At 40.8% G+C, this 25057-nt stretch carries 20 protein-coding genes; 2 read left to right on the top strand and 18 right to left on the bottom strand.

Going from position 1 to position 25057, the window contains the following annotated elements:
• Positions 1–49: 49 nt before the first annotated feature.
• From ABFX33_RS21575 to ABFX33_RS21490, 18 genes are all read right to left on the bottom strand, one after another.
• Positions 50–565 carry a DUF2911 domain-containing protein gene (locus tag ABFX33_RS21575; RefSeq protein WP_120260216.1) on the bottom strand — a complete coding sequence of 172 codons (516 nt, stop codon included), beginning with the start codon at positions 563–565 and terminating at the stop codon, positions 50–52.
• A gap of 316 nt (positions 566–881) precedes the next feature.
• Positions 882–2129, bottom strand: a complete 1248-nt coding sequence (ilvA, locus tag ABFX33_RS21570; protein ID WP_346088175.1) for a threonine ammonia-lyase IlvA — start codon at positions 2127–2129, stop codon at positions 882–884.
• A 224-nt stretch (positions 2130–2353) separates the two neighbouring features.
• Entirely contained in the window at positions 2354–3517 is a 1164-nt protein-coding gene (locus ABFX33_RS21565; RefSeq protein WP_223581820.1) for a 2-isopropylmalate synthase, read from the bottom strand.
• 66 nt (positions 3518–3583) lie between these two features.
• Entirely contained in the window at positions 3584–4657 is a 1074-nt protein-coding gene (leuB, locus tag ABFX33_RS21560; protein WP_120260213.1) for a 3-isopropylmalate dehydrogenase, read from the bottom strand.
• A 122-nt stretch (positions 4658–4779) separates the two neighbouring features.
• Positions 4780–6258, bottom strand: a complete 1479-nt coding sequence (locus tag ABFX33_RS21555) for an ATP-binding cassette domain-containing protein (RefSeq protein ID WP_346088173.1) — start codon at positions 6256–6258, stop codon at positions 4780–4782.
• Positions 6252–6842 carry a 3-isopropylmalate dehydratase small subunit gene (leuD, locus tag ABFX33_RS21550; protein WP_223581826.1) on the bottom strand — a complete coding sequence of 197 codons (591 nt, stop codon included), beginning with the start codon at positions 6840–6842 and terminating at the stop codon, positions 6252–6254. Before leuD ends, ABFX33_RS21555 begins: the two co-directional genes overlap by 7 nt.
• Positions 6843–6947: 105 nt before the next feature.
• A complete protein-coding gene (leuC, locus tag ABFX33_RS21545) occupies positions 6948–8345 on the bottom strand; it encodes a 3-isopropylmalate dehydratase large subunit (RefSeq protein WP_346088171.1) in 1398 nt (465 codons plus the stop codon).
• Positions 8346–8524: 179 nt separating this feature from the next.
• Positions 8525–10006 (bottom strand): ketol-acid reductoisomerase, encoded by a 1482-nt coding sequence (gene ilvC, locus ABFX33_RS21540; protein WP_257087125.1) that lies wholly within the window; start codon positions 10004–10006, stop codon positions 8525–8527.
• Between the two features lie 116 nt (positions 10007–10122).
• Positions 10123–10584, bottom strand: coding sequence for a DinB family protein (locus ABFX33_RS21535; protein WP_257087126.1), 462 nt, complete (start codon positions 10582–10584; stop codon positions 10123–10125).
• A 4-nt stretch (positions 10585–10588) separates the two neighbouring features.
• Positions 10589–11179 (bottom strand): acetolactate synthase small subunit, encoded by a 591-nt coding sequence (ilvN, locus tag ABFX33_RS21530; RefSeq protein WP_070570155.1) that lies wholly within the window; start codon positions 11177–11179, stop codon positions 10589–10591.
• Positions 11180–11187: 8 nt separating this feature from the next.
• The gene (gene ilvB, locus ABFX33_RS21525; RefSeq protein ID WP_120260206.1) at positions 11188–12930 is read right to left on the bottom strand and encodes a biosynthetic-type acetolactate synthase large subunit; all 1743 of its coding nucleotides are present in this window, start codon (positions 12928–12930) and stop codon (positions 11188–11190) included.
• 103 nt (positions 12931–13033) lie between these two features.
• Positions 13034–14734, bottom strand: coding sequence for a dihydroxy-acid dehydratase (ilvD, locus tag ABFX33_RS21520; protein ID WP_346088169.1), 1701 nt, complete (start codon positions 14732–14734; stop codon positions 13034–13036).
• Entirely contained in the window at positions 14718–15608 is an 891-nt protein-coding gene (locus ABFX33_RS21515; protein ID WP_346088168.1) for a branched-chain amino acid transaminase, read from the bottom strand. Before ABFX33_RS21515 ends, ilvD begins: the two co-directional genes overlap by 17 nt.
• A 395-nt stretch (positions 15609–16003) precedes the next feature.
• Positions 16004–16252 carry an ATP synthase F1 subunit epsilon gene (atpC, locus tag ABFX33_RS21510; protein WP_028071934.1) on the bottom strand — a complete coding sequence of 83 codons (249 nt, stop codon included), beginning with the start codon at positions 16250–16252 and terminating at the stop codon, positions 16004–16006.
• 109 nt (positions 16253–16361) lie between these two features.
• Positions 16362–17864, bottom strand: a complete 1503-nt coding sequence (gene atpD / locus ABFX33_RS21505) for a F0F1 ATP synthase subunit beta (RefSeq protein WP_108634878.1) — start codon at positions 17862–17864, stop codon at positions 16362–16364.
• A 367-nt stretch (positions 17865–18231) separates the two neighbouring features.
• Positions 18232–18882, bottom strand: coding sequence for a hypothetical protein (locus ABFX33_RS21500; protein ID WP_223581846.1), 651 nt, complete (start codon positions 18880–18882; stop codon positions 18232–18234).
• 189 nt (positions 18883–19071) lie between these two features.
• Positions 19072–20997, bottom strand: coding sequence for a DUF294 nucleotidyltransferase-like domain-containing protein (locus ABFX33_RS21495; RefSeq protein WP_346088165.1), 1926 nt, complete (start codon positions 20995–20997; stop codon positions 19072–19074).
• On the bottom strand, positions 20994–21617 hold the full coding sequence (locus tag ABFX33_RS21490; protein ID WP_346088163.1) for a 3'-5' exonuclease: 624 nt from the start codon (positions 21615–21617) through the stop codon (positions 20994–20996). Before ABFX33_RS21490 ends, ABFX33_RS21495 begins: the two co-directional genes overlap by 4 nt.
• A 151-nt stretch (positions 21618–21768) precedes the next feature.
• On the opposite strand from ABFX33_RS21490, the gene rhaT reads away from it, so the two are divergent.
• Both rhaT and ABFX33_RS21480 read left to right on the top strand, forming a co-directional pair.
• On the top strand, positions 21769–22845 hold the full coding sequence (gene rhaT / locus ABFX33_RS21485) for an L-rhamnose/proton symporter RhaT (RefSeq protein ID WP_346088162.1): 1077 nt from the start codon (positions 21769–21771) through the stop codon (positions 22843–22845).
• A gap of 15 nt (positions 22846–22860) precedes the next feature.
• Positions 22861–24978 (top strand): bifunctional aldolase/short-chain dehydrogenase, encoded by a 2118-nt coding sequence (locus ABFX33_RS21480; protein ID WP_346088160.1) that lies wholly within the window; start codon positions 22861–22863, stop codon positions 24976–24978.
• The last annotated feature ends 79 nt before the right edge of the window (positions 24979–25057 follow it).

The following is a 25057-nucleotide window of genomic DNA, read 5'->3' as shown; positions in this document are numbered from 1 at the left end:
TCGTAGTTTGACCGGTAGCCTATTTTTATAAAAAAGACCTATAGGTCAGCTAATTACTTGCTTTGACCTTAAAAGGAATGACGTATTCTCCCCATTCCAGTGAAATATTACCTTCGGGAGTCGCATTTATTTTGAACTGCTCCTGACTGTTATCGGACTTGCCATTACTGACTGAAACGCGTAGCGCATCGTCTTTAGCATCATATTTTGTACCCCATTGATTCCACACTTTGCTGAACATAAGGGTTGTTTCGTGTTCTCCAGGGATACTATAAAGACCATATTTCCCTGCGGCTAGTTTTTTTCCTTCAACCAATACATCTTTATTGAATTCGATCGTAGTGGCTTCATTGGCGCCTGTACGCCAGACTACACCGGCAGGAACAATATCAACACCGAGCTTGCGACCTTTGAGTGAAGGACGACTGTAATTGATGTCGATGGTAACACCATCGGTTGTTGTTACCTTGGTGTTGTCCGGAGGACTTGGACGTTTGCTTTTGTCTGTCTGGGCGAAGCTAAGTTGACCTATTAGGGTCAAAATCGTTAAAATTAGTACTCTCATCTGTGCTTATTTTTGATTAAACACTTAAATATAAGATTTTTATGTGATGAAAATAGTATTAATTTTAAGAGATATAGATGACTGGGAAAATTGTTCAAACCGATTTTTAATCTTGTCGGAAATATAAATACAGTTCCCGTTTCCTATTATTACTCAAGCTAGTCCATTGAAAAAAGGACGAGTTTATCTTCAAATGTCTGTTCGCTCATAATAATACAGCCCAAAAGTTTTTTGTCTAACTTTTGGGCTGTGGTCCATTCTCTAATTTTAAATGTGTTTCTTTTTTCACTGCATTTAAATCGCAGCTTTTTATGTCTTAGACCAGATATTCGAATAATGTTTGATCTTTATTGATTTCAATGACATCGAATTTGTATTCTTTCATTCGTTCGATCAATGTTTCGTAATCTTCAGGCTTGTTGAGCTCAATACCGACTAGGGCTGGACCCCTTTCGCGTTCTGTTTTTTTGATAAACTCAAACCGGGTGATATCGTCTTTAGGACCAAGAACCTCGGAAACGAAAAGTTTTAATGCTCCGGGGCGCTGTGGAAAGCGAACGATAAAATAGTGCTTGTATCCTTCATAAAGTAGAGACAGTTCTTTGATCTCACTCATGCGGTCAATATCATTGTTGCCACCTGAAATAATACAGACTACTTTCTTCCCTTTAATTTCATCTTTGTGGAACTCCAATGCGGCAACAGAAAGTGCTCCTGCAGGTTCAACGACGATTGCATCTTTATTGTATAACTCCAAAATGCAGGTACATATTTTACCTTCAGGAATAGAGCGTGTATCATCGAGTAGTTGCTTAGCAATGGCGAATGTTGTCGCTCCTATTTTTTTTACAGCAGCTCCATCCACAAACTTGTTGATGTGCTCTAATTCAAAGGGTGCGTCGTTTTCAAGTGCAGCCTGCATCGATGGGGCACCTTCAGGCTCTACACCGTAACACTTGATCGCTTTGTTTTTGCTTTTCAGGTAATAGCTTGCTCCGGCAGCTAGTCCACCACCACCGATCGGAATAAATATGGCGTCCATATCCGGAAGATCCTGCAATGCTTCAACGGCTACGGTACCTTGTCCTTCCACAACTTTGAGATCATCAAATGGCGGAATGAAAGTCATACCATGTTCTTCCGTGTACGCCAGAGCAGCTTTTTGACAGTCATCAAATGTATCACCGGTCAATATAATTTCAACATTGCCATTACCCCACATTTCGGTCTGCGAGATTTTTTGACGAGGGGTCGGTCCAGGCATAAATATAACACCCTTAATGTCTAATTTGTTACATGAAAAGGCTACACCCTGGGCATGATTACCTGCACTTGCACAGACTACACCACGTTGCCTTTCTTCATCTGTCAACGAAATAATCTTATTGTAGGCACCACGTAATTTATAAGAACGTACGACTTGCAAATCTTCTCTTTTGAGATAGACTTCTGCGTCATATTTTTCGGATAAATGCCGATTATATTGTAGGGGGGTACGATTGACCACAGATTTGATGCGCTCAAGTGTAGCTTCGGAATCGATGTTTAGGGTTGATAGATCCATAGTTAGATGATATGTCTAATGAAGGTAGTAAAGAAAGCGGGGGTATCCACCGCTATACTGGAGATACTACCTATACCGTGTTTAAAAGTTGATTTAAATTTAGTTGATTTTTATGAGAAAGACCACGCGTGAATAGAACAAAAAAGTTTATCCATGTGATTGTGAAATCCTTTTAAAAAATATGTTCTTGATAAAAAAAGGCTGCATCAGCAGCCTTTCCTTTTTTATATCTTTTCTTGGATGAGGCTTTTTAGGTCATCATCACAAATATTTTTCTTTTCGTCGGCCAAAACCAAAAAGCGTTGATAGCAATCTGCAAGATCATCTTTTTCAAGATGGAAACCCAAGCGCTCTAAATGGTGTTTAAGTGCATGTCTTCCTGAACGGGCAGTTAGGATGATATCTGCTTCATCAAGACCCACATCTTCGGGTCTGATAATTTCATAATTTTCGCGGTGCTTCAAGAAGCCATCTTGGTGGATACCTGAACTATGGGCAAAGGCATTCCGGCCAACAATCGCTTTATTGGGTTGCACAGGCATGTTCATCATTTCACTCACTTTACGTGATAGATAGGTAAACATACGGCTATCGATGTTTGAAGTTAAGCTACCGAAAGATTGGTTGTGTACTTTAAGGATCATCGCAACTTCTTCCAAGGAGGTATTACCCGCACGTTCACCGATACCATTGATGGTACATTCTACCTGGCGGGCACCGTTTTGTATTGCAGCAATGGAGTTGGCTGTAGCTAGTCCCAAATCATTGTGACAGTGTGCAGAGATGATTGCTTGATCAATATTACGTACATTCTCCTTGAGATACTTTATTTTAGCACCATATTGGTCAGGTAAGCAATATCCGTTGGTGTCTGGAATATTCACCACTGTCGCACCAGCAGCAATCACTGATTCAATCATTTTAGCTAAAAATTCCAGATCTGCACGGCCCGCATCCTCTGCATAAAACTCGACATCTTCCACATAGGATTTCGCATGTTTTACAGCCGCTACCGCACGCTCTAAAATTTCTTCACGCGTACTATTGAATTTATATTTGATATGCATATCTGAAGAACCGATGCCGGTATGGATACGTGGGCGCTTGGCATATTTCAATGCTTCGGCAGCGACGTCAATATCGTTTTGATTAGCACGGGTTAATGCACATATAATAACATCATTCACCGCCTGGGATAACGCTACGACAGATTGAAAATCTCCGGGGCTGGAAACAGGAAAACCAGCTTCGATAATATCGACACCTAGTTTTTCTAAATCCTTCGCGATCTCAATTTTCTCTGGAGTAGTTAATTGGCATCCTGGTACCTGTTCGCCATCACGTAATGTGGTGTCGAAGATGTAAAGATGATTAGGATCGTGTAACATAATTTCTTAATTCAAAAGATTTATAAAAAAACGTAAGAAGTAAAACTCCCTACCCATATCTCATTACTATTTAATAAACGCTAATACTTTTTCACCCATTTCCTGCGTACCCAGGACTTTAGAAGCTTCGGTGTGGGCATTGGCGATATCTCCCGTTCTCCAACCTGCTTTTAGTGTTTCAGCAACAGCATTGGTAACTGCTTTAGCTTCTTCCTGAAGACCAAAGCTAATGTCAAGCATTAATGCCGCCGATAGAATTGAGGCAAGCGGATTCGCTTTATTTTGGCCTGCGATATCATGTGCCGAACCGTGGATAGGCTCGAAGAAACCTGTGCCATCACCCACTGACGCTGAGGCCAACATGCCCATTGACCCGGCAATCTGCGATGCTTCATCTGTCAAGATATCGCCAAAAAGATTCGCTGTTAATACAACATCAAATTTCTTCGGATTCTTAACCAATTGCATTGCTGCATTGTCGATAAACATGTGTTCTGTTTCAACATCAGGGTATTCTTTTGCAATTTCTTGGACAACTTCTCTCCATAAACGGGAAGTTTCCAATACATTGGCTTTATCAACTGAGCATAATCTCTTGTTACGGGTACGGGCAGCATCATACGCTTTACGCGCGATACGCTCTACTTCATAACGGTGGTAGTTCATCAAATCCGAAGCGAATGTATTATCCTCATTGCGGTTTTTCTCCCCGAAATAAACGTCACCCGTCAACTCGCGGAAGAAAAGAATATCTGTTCCTTGCAGGATTTCAGGCTTTAAACTCGACGCATCCAATAATTCATCAAATAGAAGGATAGGACGAAGATTAGCATATAAACCCAATTCTTTACGGATCTTCAATAAGCCTTGTTCAGGTCTTACTTTAGCAGATGGATCGTTGTCGTATTTAATATGTCCGATCGCACCAAAAAGGATCGCATCTGATGCTTTTGCTTTCGCTAAAGTTTCATCCGGAAGCGGATTTCCTGTAGCCTCAATCGCAGTGTGTCCCATGATCGCTTCATCGAAACTGAATTCATGACCATAATTTTCACCAATCTTTTCTAAAACTTTTTTACCCCATGTTGTTACTTCTTGGCCAATGCCATCTCCGGGGATGATTAATATGTTTTTTTTCATTGTTTTCTTAGTATTGCGTATTGAGATATGAGTATTGAGATGCTATTTTTATAAATTTTGAATATCCATCCACTCATGTCTATTGTCTAATATCTATTGTTAATTATCGTTTTCCACAATTTCTATGTTGATAAAGCTTCTTTTTTGTGGATAACTCGTTCTACGGATTTAATTTCACCCTTTTCCAGTACCATCTTGTTATCTATACAGGTCGGTAATTGGCTTTGGAAATGACCAACATAAATAAGGGTCTGGCCATTCTTGCTCAGGTCATCGATCACATCATTGAAATATTGCGATTGTTCCTGATCTAATCCCTGACAAGGTTCATCTAATATAAGCAATTCTGGATGTTTTACGATGGTTCGTGCTAGTAAGGCTAATCGTTGCTGGCCTAAAGGTAAAGATCCTAATGTTTTATGCTTCACTTCTTTGAGATCGAAAAAATGAAGTACCTGTTCCAGTTTCTGCTGTTGCTCGTACCCTAATTTCTGATAGAGACTCATTGAGTCGAAGAACCCCGAAGCGATTGTTTGTCCTACATTGGCATTCATATCGTAGTACCAATGTAATTCGGGAGAAATGATACCAAGGTGTTCCTTAATTTCCCAGATACTTTCTCCTGATCCTCTTTTTTTACCAAAAAGGTAGATATCATTTGCATAGGCCTGCGGATGATCTCCATTGATCAGACTTAATAAGGTCGATTTTCCGGAGCCATTATGCCCTTGCAACAACCATTTTTCACCGGCTTTAACTTCCCAGTCAATGTTTTTTAAGACTTGCTTTTCGCCATAGGAAATATGAATCTGCTTCATCTTTACCATGATGGGAGCGGAGACTTTAGGTGATTGTTGCAAGAAATAAGGTAATTCCTTTCGCTTTCGTGGTATTCCTTTTGAAATTTCACCACTGTTTTGACGAATGACTATTTTCCCATCTTGGATTTCAGCAAAACGATTGATGCAATCAGGCTGCTCGTCATCATTACTGATCAGCAGCAGTGATACACCTTTTTCTGCAAGCTGATCAAAGACCTGATTCAGATCTTTTCTGGATTGTACATCCAATCCGGTATAAGGCTGGTCGATAATCAATAGCTGAGGTTGAAGCCACAGTGCTTTGACCAACTGTAGCCTTTTATGTTCGCCACTGGAAAGTTCGATCAACTGTTGATCTTTGAAGTTTTCAAATCCAAAGATAGCGAGGTAAGGTGCTACATCTTCAAAGGCAAGCTGTTGTTCCTTTGCAAAATGTTTTAATTCAGCAAAAACCGTTAGTGTATCGTTTTTTGCAAATTTATTGTAGCGTTGTTGGTAATAGAAATTGCGGTCACCCTCCAGATTGGTAAATTGAAACCAATTGGAGACGTAATGCACAAGAGCTGGTAAGGGGCTATCCATATCCAAATGGAAGGATAGGCTGCCCTGATATTTTAGTTGTCCCGCAATTACTTTCGCAAGCGTTGTTTTTCCAGTGCCACTTGGACCTCCCAGGATCCATTGTTCACCAGGAAAAATTTGCCAATTTAAATCTTGCAGCACGGTATCCTTACCATGTTGAATAGTTAAATTGGCAATATGGACGACTGGGTCTACCATTTTCTTGTTGTTTCAAATGATTCAATTAAATCTTTTTGATTAAGGATGAAATCGATATCATCGTATCCATTAATCAAGCATGATTTTTTGTATGGATTGATTTCAAATTCAAATTGATCGCCTGTCTCTGTCAACATAACGGTTTGTTTTTCGAGATCAACGATAATTTCTGTGTTTGGGTTTTGGTGCACCAATTCGAAGATTTTCGCTAAAAATTCTTCCGAAACCTGTATCGGCAATACGCCATTATTAAGGGCGTTACCTTTAAAGATATCTGCAAAAAACGAACTGATGACCACATCAAAACCATAGTCTTGAATCGCCCATGCAGCATGCTCACGGCTAGAGCCGCAACCAAAGTTTTTACCGGCAACCAATATCTTTCCCGAATAGGTAGGGCTATTCAATACGAAATCTGCTTTAGGCTGATTCTCGCTATCAAAACGCCAGTCACGGAAAAGGTTGTCTCCAAAGCCTTCTCGAGTGGTCGCTTTTAGAAAGCGTGCTGGAATAATTTGGTCAGTATCAATATTTTCAATAGGCAATGGAACTACCTGTGATGTTAATGTTTCAAATTTTTTCATATCAAAAATTTAGTAAGTCAGAATTAAAAATTAAAAAATGGAGCTAGTTATAAGCTGAAAGCTTGGACAATCAGGGTCTCAATACTCAATTCTCTCATCTCAATACTATATTAACTCTCTAACATCTGTTACTTTACCAGTTACTGCTGCCGCCGCTGCTGTCAGTGGTGATACCAACATGGTGCGCGCGTTAGGGCCTTGGCGTCCTTCGAAGTTTCTATTTGAGGTTGAAACACAATATTTACCCGCAGGAATTTTGTCTTCGTTCATACCTAAACATGCTGAACATCCAGGCTCCCGCAATTGGAATCCAGCCGCTTCAAATATTTTATCCAAACCTTCTTCTTTGGCTTGTTTTTCTACCTGCTTGGAGCCTGGTACAATCCATACTTCGACATCCTGTGCTTTTTGTTTTCCCTTAACGAATGAAGCTACTTCGCGTAAATCTTCGATACGGGAGTTGGTACAGCTTCCAATGAATACATAATCAACACGGTTACCCAAGACCGTGGAGTCGTCTTTAAAGCCCATATAGTCTAAGGCTTTTTGATACGATGGCCTTTCTGATTCAGGTTGTGCACTTGTTGCTGGGATATGTTCGGCAATACCCATACCCATGCCTGGATTTGTACCGTAGGTAATCATTGGGGCGATATCTGCTGCATCAAAGGTCAATACTTTATCAAAGATGGCATCTTCGTCTGAATACAATGTTTTCCAGTAGGCTAAGGCGCTGTCCCATTCTTCTCCTTTTGGGGCGAATTCACGACCTTCTACATAGTCAAATGTGATTTGATCCGGTGCAATAAGTCCACCGCGTGCGCCCATTTCGATACTCATGTTACAGATGGTCATACGTGCTTCCATGCTCAAAGAGCGGATTGCTGAACCGGCATATTCGATAAAATAGCCTGTACCACCTGCTGCAGAAATCTTGGCGATAATATAGAGGATAATATCTTTTGCGCCAACCCCTTTTTGCAAGGTGCCATTGACTTCAATTTTCATTGTTTTAGGCTTGGACTGCAATAAACATTGCGTCGCAAAAACCTGTTCAACCTGAGAAGTTCCAATACCAAAAGCAATAGCTCCAAAGGCACCATGTGTTGAGGTATGGCTATCTCCACAGACCATGGTTTTACCGGGCAGTGTGATACCTAACTCTGGACCAATTACGTGTACAATTCCTTGGTAAGGATGTCCCAAACCATATAATTCAATACCAAATTCAGCACAATTTTTGGTCAGCATATCGACTTGATAGCGCGATAGCTCTTCTTTGATCGGTAAATGTTGGTTGAGGGTCGGTACGTTATGGTCGGCAGTAGCTACCGTTTGCTTTGGACGAAAGACTGGAATTCCTCTTTTGCGTAAGCCATCAAAAGCTTGAGGTGAAGTAACCTCGTGAATCAAGTGGGTATCGATATACAGGATATCCGGAAACCCTTCTTCACGCTTGACGACGTGAGCATCCCAAATCTTTTCTACTAATGTTTTTGACATTTTTAATCTCTCTTATGTTATTTTTATATTAACCAAGGTGATATTGTAAATGTCTCAATATCACCTTGGTTTTAATATACTAAATTACGAAATTTTCATGATTTCAGCGCACATATGTCTATTGAATTCACTGGGATATTCCATACGGCCGTTAAAAAACAGATAATTCGTATGAATTTTTAAACAGTTTTGATCGCTTTCATGGCAGTCATTGCTTTACGCAATTTACGGCCAACGATTTCTACTGGATGATCACGTAAAATCTCGTTGATAACAACTAATTGTGCATTATCAACTGCTGCATCTTTGTTTTCGTTAAAGTTTTTACCTACTAAATCTGTATCAACAGTTTTCATGAAATCAGCCAATAAAGGTTTACAAGCTTGATCAAATAGGTAACAACCGTATTCTGCTGTATCAGAAATGACACGGTTCATTTCAAACAATTTCTTACGTGCGATCGTATTTGCGATCAATGGTGTTTCGTGCAATGATTCGTAATAAGCAGACTCTGGTTTGATACCAGCTTCAACCATAGTTTCAAATGCCAATTCTACCCCAGCACGAATGAAAGCGACCATCAAGGTATAATTGTCGAAGTATTCTTGCTCGTTGATTTTAACATCACCAGCAGGCGTTTTCTCGAATGCAGTTTCACCTGTTTCAGCTCTCCATTTCAATAAGTTAGCATCTCCATTTGCCCAATCTTCCATCATCGTCTTGCTGAAGTGACCTGACATGATATCGTCTTGGTGTTTTTGGAACAATGGACGCATGATATCTTTCAGTTCTTCAGAGATCTCGAAAGCTTTCACTTTTGCAGGGTTGCTCAAACGGTCCATCATACCACTTACACCACCATGTTTCAAGGCTTCAGTAATCACCTCAACACCATATTGTACCAATTTAGATGCGTATCCAGCTTCAATTCCTTTTTCGATCATTTTGTCGAAAGATAAAATAGAACCTGTTTGCAACAAACCACAAAGAATAGTTTGCTCACCCATTAGATCTGATTTTACTTCCGCTACGAATGAGGATTTCAATACACCAGCTTTGTGACCACCTGTTCCGACACAGTATGCTTTAGCTTCAGCCCAACCTTTTCCTTGAGGATCATTCTCTGGGTGAACAGCGATCAAAGTAGGTACACCAAATCCACGAAGGTATTCAGCACGTACTTCAGATCCTGGACATTTTGGAGCGACCATGATTACTGTGATGTCTTTACGGATTTGCATGCCTTCTTCAACAATGTTGAAACCGTGTGAATAAGATAGGGTTGCGCCTTCTTTCATCAACGGCATAACAGCAGTGATAACCGAAGTATGTTGTTTATCTGGAGTCAAATTAATGACTAAATCTGCTGTTGGAATCAACTCTTCATAAGTTCCTACATTGAAGTTATTGTCCGTCGCGTTTTTCCAAGAATCTCTTTTTTGTTCAATAGCTTCTTTACGTAAAGCATAAGATACGTCCAATCCGCTATCTCTTAAGTTTAAACCTTGGTTCAAGCCTTGAGCACCACATCCTACGATTACGATTTTTTTACCTTTTAAAGCATTTACACCATCGGTGAATTCAGTATTATCCATGAATTCAGCGTGACTTAATTGTTCTAACTGCTCTCTAAGCGGTAAGGTGTTGAAATAATTTGCCATTGTTTTGATTTAGTATTGAGTAATGAGATATGAGAATTGAGATTTTGGTTTTTCAAGCTTATGGCTTACCAGCTTTCTTTCTTCTCTTTTTATTTTTTAATTTCTATTTTTTTAATTTATAAGCATCTGCGTTGTGCCAAAGCATAGCCATAATGAACATTATCATGGCCAGAGGTCAAAGCGATAACTTCTTCAACTGTGTCCATCGGATAACCATAGGTCGCTGTAGAAAAAGAAGTAATCTCTCCGAAAACACCATTTTCGTAGTCTTTGGCGATCTGTTCGATACTTTGGATAGCGATTGCCTTTAATTCATCAATTTCAGCCTGCTCCACAAAACGTGTGGGTTTGGTATCTTTTCTGTAATCTTCGTTGTATTTCACCCAAGAAGTGTCAGCTTTGACACCCGTGCGAACATAAACTAAAGTCTGTGTACTCACGACGATATGTCCGAAATTCCAGATAATATTATTATTAAATCCAGTAGGGATTTTGTTGAGTTGCTCTATGGAAAGGCTATCCACCAATTCAATGAATTTTTGGCGTGCCTGTAAGATAAATTTAAACGTTTCTTGCATCTGATTACATAGTAAATACATCATCCCGTTTGTCGAGATATTCATTTTCAACGATTTCAATTGACGGTTCCTTTGCTTCAAACTGAACCAATTTGGAGTGGAAACCGGCGCTATCTTTAATGATAGCGATACGTGCTCCCCGTACAAATTCGATCAAACCATACTTGGTTAATTCTTCTGTCAACTTATCGATTTCCTCGCGGTGACCTGCAGTTTCGAAAACGATATAATCGTTACGTATCACAACTACATTGGCTCCATATTGACGTAGTAAACGCTCAACATATACCTTCTCATTGACAACGTCTGCAGGGACTTTATATAAAGCCTGTTCTTGCCAGATCACTTCGTCATTGGTGTTGTAGTAGGCTTTAAGAATATCAATCTGTTTTTCCAGCTGGCGACAAAGCTTGCGCAAAACATCTTCAGCCTCTGTAATGACAATGGTAAACCGATGTATGCCTTCTACTTCAGAAGGGGAAGTATTCAAGCTTTCGATATTGATTTTTCTTCTTGAAAAAATCGTTGAGATCCTGCCGATAAGACCGATAGAATTCTCTGTATATAGGGTAATGGTATATTCTTGTTTTTCCATTTTAAATTTTACTTTAAGCGGATCTCTGATACGGATGTTCCTTGTGCAACCATCGGGAATACATTGTTTTCCTTTCCTACCATAACTTCCAATAGGTAAGCACCATCGTGTTCAAGCATGGTCTGAAGGGCATTGCGAAGATCTTTGCGTTCTGAAATTTTCTGTCCATCGATATAATATCCTTTGGCAACTGCAACAAAGTCAGGACTGGTGATATTCACGAATGAATAGCGCTTGTCATGAAACAGTTGTTGCCATTGACGTACCATACCTAAGAACTCGTTGTTCAAGATCATGATCTTCACCTTCGCGCCAAACTGCATGATAGTTCCCAATTCCTGAATGGTCATTTGGATACCACCGTCACCGATGATTGCTACGACAGTTTTCTCTGGTGCGCCATACCAGGCGCCGATCGCAGCCGGAAGACCAAAGCCCATGGTTCCCAGTCCTCCTGATGTTACGTTGGATTTACTGTTGTTAAATTTAGCATAACGACAGGACACCATCTGATGCTGACCTACGTCTGTTGTGATAATGGCATCACCACCAGTCAATTCATTCAGCACATTGATTACCTCACCCATGGTCATGATATCCGTTTGCGGATGAAGTTCATTTTGGATGACTTCTTTGATTTCTTCCTGTTCAAGCTGACGGAATTGTGCTAACCATGCAGAATGATCCACAGCATTTACCAATTCGGTAAGCATTGGAAGTGATTCTTTACAGTCACCCCATACTGGTACAGTAGTTTGTACGTTTTTGTCGATCTCAGCAGGGTCAATATCCAAATGGATCACTTTCGCCTGTTTGGCATATTTGTCCAATCGGCCCGTGACACGGTCATCGAAGCGCATACCGATTGCGATTAAAACATCACACTCATTGGTCATGACATTTGGTGCATAATTGCCATGCATACCCAGCATACCAACATGAAGTTTGTGGTCCGTTGGAAGGGCGCTCAATCCCATGACAGTTGCTGCGGAAGGAATGCCCGTTTTTTCGATAAAAGCTTTGAATTCCGCCTCGGCTTTACCTAAAATAATTCCCTGACCGAAAAGTATAAATGGTTTTTTTGCATTGTTGATTAATTCAGCAGCTTGTTCCACATACTCTTTGCGGACCTGTGGTGCAGGTCTATAACTGCGTACGTGATTGCATTTTTCGTAACCGAAGTAATCGAACAATTGTATTTGCGCATTTTTGGTGATATCGATCAGTACCGGGCCTGGACGACCGGTGCTGGCGATATAAAATGCTTTTGCGAGTGCAGCTGGAATTTCAGTTGCGTCAGTGACTTGGTAGTTCCATTTCGTGACCGGTGCGGTAATATTGATGACATCTGTTTCCTGAAAAGCATCTGTCCCCAATAGTGAAGCAAAGACCTGGCCTGTAATACAGACAATCGGGTTACTGTCGATCATGGCATCAGCCAGTCCTGTAACTAGGTTTGTTGCTCCAGGACCACTTGTCGCGAAGACGACGCCAGTACGACCTGAAGTTCTTGCATAACCTTGCGCCGCGTGGATTCCACCTTGTTCATGGCGCACTAAAATATGCTTCAGACGATCCGTATAATCATAAAGGGCATCATAGATTGGCATAATTGCGCCTCCAGGATAACCAAATACGGTATCAACTCCTTCGCTCAATAAGGCTTCCAAAACAGCTTTTGATCCCGAAATCTGTGTCGGAGTTTGCTGCTCTTTAGCGGCCTTATTTTCTGTTATTTCCAGTGTACTCATATTGATTAGTATTGAGATATTAGTATTGAGTATTGAGATTATTCTTGTGCAAGCCTAACGCTTGACAGTCTTTCCATTTTTTTAATTTGAACTGTTTACTTTTCTATAAGTCTGTCACACATCCTTCTGAAGCATCAGCCACGGTTTTAGCGTATTTGTATAACACCCCTTTGCTCACTTTTAACGCAGGTTGTACCCAAGCCGCACGACGTTGAGCAATCTCTTCATCAGAAAGTTTCACATTGATTGTATTATTAACAGCGTCAATCTCGATGATATCGTCATCATGTACCAAGCCGATTAATCCACCTTTGTAGGATTCAGGTGTAATGTGACCTACGACGAAACCATGCGTTCCACCAGAGAAACGACCGTCTGTGATCAATGCTACAGATTTACCTAAACCAGCACCGATAATTAATGAAGTTGGTTTAAGCATCTCAGGCATACCTGGAGCGCCTATTGGGCCTTCGTTTTTAATAACGACCACATCTCCCTGTTTAATTCTACCCGAGGCAATACCAGCGACTAAATCATGTTCGCCGTCGAATACACGTGCCGGGCCAGTGAATTTTTCGCCTTCTTTGCCTGATATTTTTGCTACCGAACCTTTTTCAGCTAGGTTTCCATAAAGAATCTGTAAATGTCCTGTTGCTTTGATTGGGTCGCTCAACGGTTTGATAATAGGCTGATCATACGCCATAATGGATTTTACATCAGCTAAATTTTCAGCAACCGTTTTGCCGGTTACAGTAATGCAATCGCCATGCAATAAACCTTCATCCAGAAGATATCTCATTACGGCAGGAGTTCCACCATATTGTTGAAGATCCTGCATTAGGTATTTACCGGAAGGTTTAAAATCTGCCAGTACCGGTGTTTCATCACTCATACGTTGGAAATCATCCTGAGAAATGTCAACGCCTACCGCTTTGCCGATTGCAATAAAGTGAAGTACCGCATTGGTGCTTCCACCTAAGATAACGATCGCACGTAATGCATTCTCGAATGCTTTACGCGTCATGATATCGGAAGGTTTAATATCTTTTTCCAGTAAGGTACGGATGTATTTACCCGCATCTAAACATTCATTTTTCTTTGCTTCAGAGATTGCCGGATTAGAAGAAGAGTAAGGCAAGCTCATTCCCAATGCCTCAATTGCGGAAGCCATTGTATTTGCAGTATACATACCGCCACAAGCACCAGCACCGGGACAGGTATGTTTGATAATACCCTCGTAATCTTCATCGGAGAGATTGCCACAGATGCGTTGTCCTAAGGCTTCAAAGGCAGAGACAATGTTTAATTCCTCCCCTTTATAATGTCCAGGTGCAATTGTACCGCCATAGACCATTAAAGACGGGCGGTCCAAACGGGCCATTGCGATAATAGCGCCGGGCATGTTTTTATCACATCCAGGAATAGAGATCAGACCATCGTAATATTGACCACCACAGATCGTTTCGATACTGTCAGCGATCACATCACGACTGACCAACGAGTAACGCATACCATCTGTACCATTGCTCATACCGTCACTGACACCGATGGTGCCAAAGGTCAAACCGACTAAGTCATTGTTCCAAACACCTTTTTTGACGATTTGTGCCAAATCATTGAGGTGCATATTACACGTATTACCATCATATCCCATGCTGGCAATACCGACCTGCGCCTTGTCCATATCGGCATCTGTCAAACCGATACCATAAAGCATCGCTTTAGCAGCAGGTTGCGTTTCGTCTTGTGTAAATGTACGGCTGTATTTGTTCATTGCATTTTCGCCGTTAGATGATGACTTCATAATTTTCGTTCTCTAATACTAAATTTTTATATCTTCTTTGGATCGACGCACCTATACTGTGTTCCCACTCTTCTTGATAGATCACATCGTCGACTTGTTTGATTCCGATAATTTCTGCTGCAGTACCACAGAGGAATGCGCTATCTGCAGTATAGATATCTTCTACCGTCAATTGTTTTTCAATGACTTCGAAATTCAGCTTTTTACAGATGTTTTTAACAGTCTGCCTTGTAATGCCGGGAAATATATTCTTCGCTGGCGGCGTATAGATTTTGAAATCTTTCTCAATAAAAATATTCTCACTGGAAGCTTGTGCAACGAAACCTTCATGGTCAAGCATAAGTGCTTCGTCGAAACCCCTGTTTATAGCTTCTGTTGTTGCCAGAATAGAGTTTACATACTGTCCTGATATCTTCGAGTCAGTTTTAAAAGATTTTGGATTAGGTCTTTTGATATCGGAGATACACACACGGAGCAGGTTCTGACCAAGATAAGGTCCCCATTCCCAGGCGGCAATCATTAGATTGGCTTCTGTAGAGGAGGTCAGGTGCATATTGGTTCCTGTGAGCACTAGCGGGCGGATATAAGCCTCTCGTAAATTGTTTACGGCCAAAAGCTCATAGCATTTGTCAATTAGCTCACGGTTGCTCCATTGATAGGGAATTCCAACCGCTTCACAAGATTTCTTTAATCGGTCAAAATGCTTGTCCGCCTTAAAGATACGTGGGCCATTGTGGGTATTGTACGCGCGTAGACCATCGAATACAGCATAGCCATAATGAAGCGATTGTGCAAAGGGATTCAATGCAGCCTCAGAAGCTTTTACAAAAGCTCCGTCTAAATAAATCAATGTGTTCTTGTCGTAATATTTCATAACCCAAAATTTACCTTATTTAAATAATTCCCTTTTTTGGTTTTTGCTGGTAAATCATGCTATCTCAGGTCTTGGTAAAAACCTTCGATTTTCATTTCCTCAAGGTAGCAGGAATTACAATAATTGGCAATAGCTAAAGTGCTAATTTTCTATTTAGAATAAAATTTTAAATTTTCATGTTTTAAAAAATTTTAAACTGTTATTATTCGGTTTGTGCGGTTTTAAATTTTGTTAGTCGTATACCGTATTTAAAATTGGTCTACATGATCAAAAAATTATTTTTTGTTACAAAGGGCAAATTTCTTCCTAAAATGAAGAAATTGTCAAAAAAACTTTAAAAAAAAAGCTTCCGATATTTCTACCGGAAGCTTTTCAATATTTTAAAATCAATTGATTTAATCTCCGATAATTCCTTCAGCAAGCACGGTAATGACATTGTCTTTTGCTTCCACGACGCCACCTTTAATGAACACTTCTTGTCCACCTTTACCTTGTTGAATAATTACTTTTCCATCTTCCAAAGTAGAAACAATTGCCGCGTGGTCTTTCAAAATTTGGAAAGAGCCCGCAGAACCAGGGACAGTAACAGATGTTACTTCGCCTTCGTATACTAATTTGTCGGGAGTGATAATTGTTAATTTCATTATTCTTAGATATAAGATTTGAGATATGAGATTTGAGAACTTTAGGTTTTCAAATAGATATGAGATAATCGAAAGTCTATTATCTCATACCTATGGTCTAATATCTAAATTAAACTGCTTCTGCTAATAATTTCTTACCTTTTTCGATAGCATCATCAATGTTACCTACCAAGTTGAAGGCGGCCTCTGGATATTCATCAACCTCGCCATCAATGATCATGTTGAAACCTTTGATGGTATCTTTGATGTCTACCAATACACCTTTTAAACCTGTAAATTGCTCTGCTACGTGGAAAGGTTGTGACAAGAAACGTTGTACACGGCGAGCGCGGTGAACGGTTAATTTATCTTCTTCAGATAATTCGTCCATACCTAAGATGGCGATGATATCTTGTAGTTCTTTATAACGTTGAAGAATTTCTTTTACACGTTGTGCAGTATCATAATGTTCAGCACCTAAAACAGCAGGAGAAAGGATACGAGATGTAGAATCCAAAGGATCCACAGCAGGGTAGATACCTAACTCAGCAATTTTACGAGACAATACTGTTGTAGCATCCAAGTGAGCAAATGTTGTCGCTGGAGCAGGGTCAGTTAAGTCATCGGCAGGTACATATACCGCTTGTACTGAAGTGATCGATCCGTTTTTAGTTGAAGTGATACGCTCTTGCATCAAACCCATCTCTGTTGCTAAGGTTGGTTGGTAACCTACCGCTGAAGGCATACGGCCTAAAAGTGCGGATACTTCAGAACCTGCTTGTGTAAAACGGAAGATGTTATCGATAAAGAATAGAACGTCACGACCTTGACCTTCGCCATCTCCATCACGGAAATATTCTGCAACAGTCAAACCTGACAAAGCAACACGTGCACGTGCACCTGGAGGCTCATTCATTTGACCGAATACGAAAGTACATTTAGAGTCTTTCATTAATTCGTGGTCAACAGTGTCCAAAGGCCATTCACCTTTTTCCATGCCTTCCATAAAATGCTCACCATATTTGATGATACCTGATTCCAACATCTCACGCAATAAGTCATTACCTTCACGTGTACGTTCACCTACACCGGCAAATACAGAAAGACCACCGTGACCTTTAGCGATGTTGTTGATCAACTCTTGGATTAATACAGTTTTACCTACACCGGCACCACCGAATAAACCAATTTTACCACCTTTAGCATATGGTTCTAGAAGGTCAATAACTTTGATACCAGTAAAAAGTACTTCTGATTCAGTAGATAGATCTTCGAATTTAGGAGGGACGTTGTGGATAGGACGACCATTCTCTTTACTCAAATTTTGGATACCATCGATGGCATCACCAACTACATTGAATACACGACCTTTGATTTCTTCACCAACAGGCATTTTGATAGGAGCACCAGTATCAACAACTTCCATTCCGCGAACCAAACCTTCAGTTGCGTCCATGGCAATTGTACGTACACGATCCTGACCTAAGTGTTGTTGAACTTCCAATACAACACGTTGTCCATTTTCTTTTTGAATGTACAATGCATCGTAAATTTTAGGTAGATTTTCACTGTCGGCGAAGTTGACGTCAACAACTGGGCCGATAATCTGCGCTATTTTACCAATCTTGGGCATATTATAGGGACTAAATATTTATTAATCAATTTTATATAAGAGACATAAAAGGCCTCTTTTTTGGTCAGCAAAAATAAGGTTATTCGTTTTTAAAAACAAATAGAATTTGCAATTAAATTACAATTTTATTAATGGAGGTCAAAATGTTATCTCTTGTAATTCTGTTAGTTTCGATTCTTGAAGCTACAAATATACTTTTTCCGAGGTATTGGTCATCTATTTTTTAACATCAGCCCTTCCTTTTTCGAATGGACATACAATTAGATTCGCATGGTATCTAAATGTGATCGACCTGAAGCGAGGTTACGATTAAGCGCCGCTTCAGGTCGATAAAGAATAGCCGAGTATAGTCTTTTAAAGACTATGACTATATCTTTTTATTTAATTCATCTTGCAATTGACGTTTCAGCAATTGCTCTTTTTCCATCGCCTTTTTACGGAATGTCGCAAATTCTTCTTGCGATTGTTCCGCTGTTTTTTGAAATTCTACGGTGTCAACCTTGGCTTTCCGATAAGAGAATAGGAAGATAAAGGTCGCGACAGCCAAGACTCCAATGATGGTCCAGACTACTGTACTATATAAACCTTTGGATGTATTGATGCCCAAGAATGAAAAACTATCTGTTTTTTGCTGTTCCTGCGCAAGCTGATCTTTTAGTATCTGAATAGAATCCTGTAAGTTTTTGGTATTGGAGGTATAGTTGCTGGATGAAGATTTGAGTGTATTTATTTCCTTGCGTAACTTGGCTACAGTATCAACAACGTTCTTTTTTACAATATCAAGGTTGGTTTTGCGGACCATCTTGAAATCATAATTGTTTTTTGATATATAATTTAAGTGATCAAACTGATTTGCCAAACTCCCTTTTCTTAATCCATCCGGGCTGTATTTGTAAGCGTCATTAGCCTGCTGAGTGGCAGTAACTGGCGCTGCTGCAGGAGTTTGAGCCTGTAATAAAGTGTACGATGAAATAAATAAAATCGTAAAAAATACAAATGCTAATCTCAATTTGCTCATGTTGTTTATCGTTATTATAATAAGTTTAATTCGGATATTCCAGCTACAAAGCTAGCATATGCCTGTGATAAATATAAGGAATTATTGAAAAAACGAAAATTGAAAGTGAAATATATTTCAGTAAACCATTAAAGGACAATAAAACTAAAATAGATTCAATGTGCGACTGGCCCCCTGGTTGTTCCGCTATTATCCGAAAATATTATTTGTAAACTTCAACTTGATGCCCAATTGGAAATTGCCTATTGTTTTAAATATTTCCTTTAATGTAGCTTTCTCAATTTTTGTTAGGTTTTCTATCGCAATATAGTTGTCTGGATTCAACTTCGCAATCCGAATCTGATTTGTTTGGTTTTTCAGCCGAATGGACATCAGGTAATAATACGATTGATGGAGCTCATCATATTGTTCTTGAGTAAATATTCCAAGATTTAACAATGCCTTCAACCTACCGCCGGTATTCTCTTCATAAATTTGATTTTTCAGCGCATAGACACGCACGAGGTCGACGATGGGTGTCATTGCTTTTTTAATATTAAATACTTCTGTTGACCCAATAGTTTGTGTTTTTATTGTTTTGAAAAAAGTCAGGGGAGGTTCGTATTGCAGCGCATTTTTCGCGATGAACGCAAAAAATCGTTCGTTGGGTTTCCGCAATTCGACTGTCAGAAAGTCTTTCAGTTGGTCTATGATGTGCTGATCACCATATAACCTCCGACAATCGAAAAAGGTGGAGAACTTAATCGCATTCTCCGGAATGCTTTCTTCAATCCACATCTTATAATTGTTTTTCCAATGGGAAAGGGAATGTGTCCACTCTGGATTGCTAGCCATATAGCCCCCAGTACAATAGCTAAAACCAATGGTATTCAGCTGGTCAGAAACCTCACGCGCAAATTTTAGAAAATAATCTCTTACATATTCCCGCTGTTCGTTGGCCTTGTCTTCATATATGATAGCGTTGTCCTGGTCAGTCATCAGTGTCTGCTCTTTGCGTCCTTCACTTCCTGTGACCATAAATACAAACTTGGCCGGTGGCTCGCCCATTGCTTTGATAACTTTCTCGATCACCTTTAAGGCGATGCTGTCTGCAACGGTGGTGATGACTTGATTGGCAATTTCGGCATTGACTCCTCTAGCCAATAACTGATGAATGATTTCGGGGACATTGTTCCATTTATCACGTAACTCGTCGCCTGTTTCAGCAAGCTTTACTGATTGGATAAAAACCAGCGGAGATTGTCCCTGTTCGCTCAGGAGCCGATTGCGACTTAGAAAGCCGACGTATTTACCTTCTTTTTCAACGAGAAGATACCTAGACTTAGTATGAAACATTTTAAGTACAGCTTCATACAGGTAGGCCTGATTGGAAATGCTGACTATGGGGTTGTCCATGACCGAAACGATAGGTGCTGTAGCAGCGACCTGCTGTGCTATAACACGATCTCTCAAGGTCATGTCGGTGACATAGCCAATGATATGGTCCTCATCTTTGATGAACGCACAGCTCACTTTATGCTGAGCCATGGTTCGTGCAACCTCATAAATTGGGGTGTCGGATGTACAAGCAACAATATCCTTATATACAATATGTTCGATTTTGCGGGAATAGAGCTGATCTGCCGCAAAATAGCTTTCCTCGAAGCTGGCTGGTGATTTAACAAAATGGGCGAACTCTTCATCTAACATCCGTTTTCCAAAGGAATTGGTAAAGAATTGAAAGAATTCTTCATTGGCATTGCAGAGTTCAATAAAATTCTTCCGTGGTAACCGATAAATGACCGTTCCTTTTTTTGCAATAACAGATTTGAGTGCTTTTGTTCTATTCAATAATACCGAGATTCCACCAAAACAGTAGGGGGTATGATGGATTTCAATCAGCCTTTTGTTGTCCGAACTATCTAAGAAAAAAGTTTCATACTCACCTTTCTGTATAAGGTCGACGCCTTCCATGTCGGTAATATTCTGCCGATAGACCAAAGTGTCTTTTGTGAAACGGTGGGGATACATCAGTTCAATCAGACTGATCTGAACAGTTTCGGGTAGTACTTTAAAGGGGTGGGTTGACTTTAGCAAGGCGAGGATGTCTTCCGCATTTTTCATAGTAGATATCATGATAAGATGTTATTGAATTCTCCTTGCTGCTTGCTGATATCCTCTTCACTGAGCTCTGCCCGCTGCATCATTTCAAAATAGCATTTTGCTGTAATCGCAGCATCTTTTTCGGCATTGTGTATTGCTGTAGGGGCTTCGGAGAACAGTGCTTCGTGTAGTAAGGCCAATGGAAGGTGTACCATGTTGGGGTTGCGCACATATTTTTTGCTGTGTAACAAGGTGCAAAAGTAATTCAACCCATAAAACGGAATCGGTAAGTTCACCCGATGATATTCCGCGCAGAGCACCTGGAGGTCGAAAGAAAGAAAATGGCCAATCAGCTGAGGCTGGTATTTTTTGATATCGTGAGCGAGCTTGCGGAGTACATCCTTCTTCTTTTGACCATGTTTCATCAAAAAAGAGGGTGTAAGACCATGGATCTGTTCAGAAGCCGGACTGATCGGAATCAATGGCTCATAGATATATTTATTGCTACGTTTGACCTCTTGCTGTTCTTCATCAAAAATAATCCAGGCCAATTGGAGTACATGCGGCCAGTTTTCACTATCCGTATATTTTCGATCCCATTTTTTTGGCAAGCCAGAGGTTTCGGTATCCAGGAATAAAAGATATTTCTTCAAAAATTTCAGTGTATTAATTCTAGCTAAACTTAGTTAAAATCCTTTTTATATGCAATGACAAGAAAGGTATTCTCAGAAGCCCATAACAGTTCATAACAGTTGAGCCGATGGAATGATATATTTTAGTTTTCGTAATACCTAAACGATTATTATGAATGCTGTTTTTGGAGTTTTATTTCATTTTATAGGCGGTTTTGCCTCAGGAAGTTTTTATGTACCCTATAAGAAGGTTAAAGGGTGGTCCTGGGAAACCATGTGGATTCTTGGCGGTCTTTTTTCTTGGATCATCATTCCTCCTGTAGCGGCGATGCTGACCATACCCAATTTTATGGACATTATAAAGGGAAGCAGTAACAGCATTATTGGCTATACATTTCTTTTTGGTCTCCTCTGGGGAATAGGTGGGCTGACCTATGGACTGGGCGTACGCTATCTAGGTGTCTCGTTGGGAAGCAGCATTATTTTGGGTCTAAGCATGGTTTTCGGCTCATTAATGCCAAGCATTTATTATTTCATTTATCCAACAACGGGTAAGCACGGAATAGACTACTTTTTCACCAGTAATGCTGGGTTATGTATTCTCTTGGGGCTCGCCTTATGTGTGCTGGGTGTTTATCTCTGCGGAAAGGCAGGGGTATCGAAAGAAAGACATCTTGCTTCGTTTTCGAAAACAGGGAGCTCCGATTACAATTTCGGCTTGGGTATTACCGTGGCGATTATATCGGGCATTCTGAGCGCCTGTTTTAATTTTGGCATTGAGGCGGGAAAGCCGATGGCTGACGTGGCCAATGTGCTATGGAAAGCTAACCATCCGGAACAAGGAGAATTTTTATATCAAAATAACGTAACCTATATCGTCATCCTTTGGGGCGGTTTTACAACCAACTTTCTCTGGTGCCTTTACCTCTTACTTAAAAATAAAACCTTTTCGGAGTATACAAAAAAAGAAGTTCCCAAAATGCGGAATCTCCTGCTTTGCGCCTTGGCTGGTACAACCTGGTATCTGCAGTTCTTTTTCTATGGAATGGGGGAAAGCCGCCTTGGAAATGGCGCAAGCTCGTGGATTTTACATATGGCCTTTATTATTCTCATTTCAAATGCCTGGGGTATTTTATTGAAAGAGTGGAAAGGGGTCGACCGGGTTACCCACCGATCTATTATCGCTGGTATAATCACCATCATCTTGTCCATCTGTGTCGTGGGCTTTGCAAAAACATTGGAAAATTAGTGTAAAAATATAAATATGGAAGAAGTGAAAACATACAAATACGTAAACAATTTATGGGATGAACAAAAAGCAAAATCGCTTGGCGAGGATGAGGTTGCATTGCTGTTGTACCGTTCCAATATTTTGGGCGCAGACCTTCGCATCACCAACTATGGTGGTGGAAATACTTCCTGTAAAGTCAATATGGTGGATCCACTGACTGGTGAAGATGTCGAGGTGATGTGGATAAAAGGTTCCGGCGGTGATATTGGGACCCTGAAAAAATCGGGACTTGCTGCTTTGTATCTGGAGCGCCTGCATAATCTTGAAAGAGTATATAAGGGGATACAGCAGGAAGATGAAATGGTCGAGCTGTTCAATCATTGTATTTTCGACCTCGCTTCCAAGGCGCCTTCAATAGATACGCCTTTACACGCTTTTTTGCCGTTCAAACATATTGATCATTTGCATCCGGACGCTGCGATTGCGATTGCCGCAGCCAAAGATGGAAAAGAAATTACCCAGCAGTTATTTGAAGGGACCATCGGCTGGGTCGACTGGCAACGGCCGGGCTTCGATCTAGGGCTGCAATTACGGGCCTGTCTCGAAGAAAACCCAGGGATAAGGGGTATTATGCTTGGTTCGCACGGTTTATTTACCTGGGGTGATACAGCCTATGCCTGTTATGTGAATTCGTTGGATGTGATCGAACGTTGCGCCGCTTACCTCGAACAAAATTATGGAAAGAAAGGTCCCGTGTTTGGTGGTCAAAAGAATGACAGTCTGGATCAGGCCGGACGGGAATCTCAAGCGGTGAAATTGATGCCAATATTGCGTGGATTCTGTTCTAGCGAACGTCATATGATCGGTCATTTTACAGATGATGTACGCGTTTTGGAGTTTATCAATTCAAATGATTTGGAACGATTGGCACCTTTGGGGACAAGCTGTCCGGATCATTTCTTACGAACCAAAATTCAACCGCTGGTATTAAATCTGGATAGATCCGAGAATCTGGACGATAGCGCAGCACTCACCACGAAACTTGAACCACTGTTTACTGCTTATCGCGCCATGTATACGGCCTATTATGAGCAGTGTAAACACGCCGATAGTCCTGCCATCAGAGATCAAAATCCGGTGATTGTACTGTATCCCGGTGTTGGTTTGTTTTCCTTCGCCAAAGACAAGCAGACAGCCAGGGTCGCTGCCGAATTCTATATGAATGCCATAAACGTGATGAAAGGAGCCGAAGCCATAAGCGCGTACACGGCCTTGCCGAGACAGGAAGCGTTCGACATCGAGTACTGGCTATTGGAAGAAGCAAAACTACAACGCATGCCTAAACCCAAGGCGCTTTCGGGTAAAATTGCCTTCGTGACCGGTAGCGGCGGCGGGATAGGTAAAGCCATCGCGCGAAAAATGGTGCAAGAAGGGGCAGTCATTGTCCTGACCGATGTCAATACGGAGCGTCTTGCGGGCTGTGAGCAGGAGTTCGTCGGCGAATTTGGAAGAGATTCGGTTATCTCGGTAGCGATGGACGTGAAAGATGAACAGCAGATCCTGCAGGCACTACAACGTACATTACTGGCTTTTGGCGGAATTGATATTATCGTCAATAATGCCGGGCTGTCCATTTCAAAATCTATAGAAGAGCATAGTCAGGCGGATTGGGATCTCCTATTTGATGTATTGGTTAAAGGGCAGTTTTTGGTGACACAGGCCACGGTTCCGATACTGAAACAACAGGGTGTCGGTGGTGATATTATTAATATTGTCAGTAAAAATGCATTGGTCAGTGGGCCCAACAATGCCGGCTACGGGAGTGCTAAGGGAGCACAATTGCACTTGAGCAGGCTCTGTGCAGCAGAGTTAGGACCTTTTAAGATTCGTGTTAATGTCGTGAATCCAGATGCGGTCATCTCGGATAGTAATATTTGGGCCGGGGGATGGGCAGAAGGTCGAGCCAAAGCTTATGGGATCCGTGTAGAAGAGCTGCCGGCCTATTATGCCAAGCGGACATTGTTGAATGAAGTTATTTTACCGGAGGATATAGCAAATGCTTGCTTCTCTTTTGTAGGCGGTCTACTATCAAAATCCACGGGGAATGTTCTCAATGTGGATGGTGGTGTTGCCATGGCATTTGTCCGCTAATTTAGCTATCTTCGGTACTGAGTTTCTGTACTAAAGGAAACTCAGTACCCTATTTTAAATAAACCGAAAACGCAATTAT

It is taken from the genome of Sphingobacterium ginsenosidimutans, from assembly GCF_039536865.1.
Taxonomy (GTDB): Bacteria; Bacteroidota; Bacteroidia; order Sphingobacteriales; family Sphingobacteriaceae; genus Sphingobacterium; species Sphingobacterium detergens.
Note: the sequence above shows the minus strand (reverse complement) of the source record. Positions and strands in the feature narration are given on the sequence as shown.

Coding starts and splice junctions, on each gene's coding strand:
- ilvD (WP_346088169.1), bottom strand. CDS start 14,734: ATGAAGTCATCATCTAACGGCGAAAATGCAATGAACAAATACAGCCGT.
- ABFX33_RS21565 (WP_223581820.1), bottom strand. CDS start 3,517: ATGTTACACGATCCTAATCATCTTTACATCTTCGACACCACATTACGT.
- ilvA (WP_346088175.1), bottom strand. CDS start 2,129: ATGGATCTATCAACCCTAAACATCGATTCCGAAGCTACACTTGAGCGC.
- leuC (WP_346088171.1), bottom strand. CDS start 8,345: ATGTCAAAAACATTAGTAGAAAAGATTTGGGATGCTCACGTCGTCAAG.
- atpC (WP_028071934.1), bottom strand. CDS start 16,252: ATGAAATTAACAATTATCACTCCCGACAAATTAGTATACGAAGGCGAA.
- ilvC (WP_257087125.1), bottom strand. CDS start 10,006: ATGGCAAATTATTTCAACACCTTACCGCTTAGAGAGCAGTTAGAACAA.
- ABFX33_RS21515 (WP_346088168.1), bottom strand. CDS start 15,608: ATGAAATATTACGACAAGAACACATTGATTTATTTAGACGGAGCTTTT.
- leuD (WP_223581826.1), bottom strand. CDS start 6,842: ATGAAAAAATTTGAAACATTAACATCACAGGTAGTTCCATTGCCTATT.
- ilvN (WP_070570155.1), bottom strand. CDS start 11,179: ATGGAAAAACAAGAATATACCATTACCCTATATACAGAGAATTCTATC.
- ABFX33_RS21495 (WP_346088165.1), bottom strand. CDS start 20,997: ATGATATCTACTATGAAAAATGCGGAAGACATCCTCGCCTTGCTAAAG.
- atpD (WP_108634878.1), bottom strand. CDS start 17,864: ATGCCCAAGATTGGTAAAATAGCGCAGATTATCGGCCCAGTTGTTGAC.
- rhaT (WP_346088162.1), top strand. CDS start 21,769: ATGAATGCTGTTTTTGGAGTTTTATTTCATTTTATAGGCGGTTTTGCC.
- ABFX33_RS21500 (WP_223581846.1), bottom strand. CDS start 18,882: ATGAGCAAATTGAGATTAGCATTTGTATTTTTTACGATTTTATTTATT.
- leuB (WP_120260213.1), bottom strand. CDS start 4,657: ATGAAAAAAAACATATTAATCATCCCCGGAGATGGCATTGGCCAAGAA.
- ABFX33_RS21555 (WP_346088173.1), bottom strand. CDS start 6,258: ATGGTAGACCCAGTCGTCCATATTGCCAATTTAACTATTCAACATGGT.
- ABFX33_RS21480 (WP_346088160.1), top strand. CDS start 22,861: ATGGAAGAAGTGAAAACATACAAATACGTAAACAATTTATGGGATGAA.
- ABFX33_RS21575 (WP_120260216.1), bottom strand. CDS start 565: ATGAGAGTACTAATTTTAACGATTTTGACCCTAATAGGTCAACTTAGC.
- ABFX33_RS21535 (WP_257087126.1), bottom strand. CDS start 10,584: ATGCAAGAAACGTTTAAATTTATCTTACAGGCACGCCAAAAATTCATT.
- ilvB (WP_120260206.1), bottom strand. CDS start 12,930: ATGAGTACACTGGAAATAACAGAAAATAAGGCCGCTAAAGAGCAGCAA.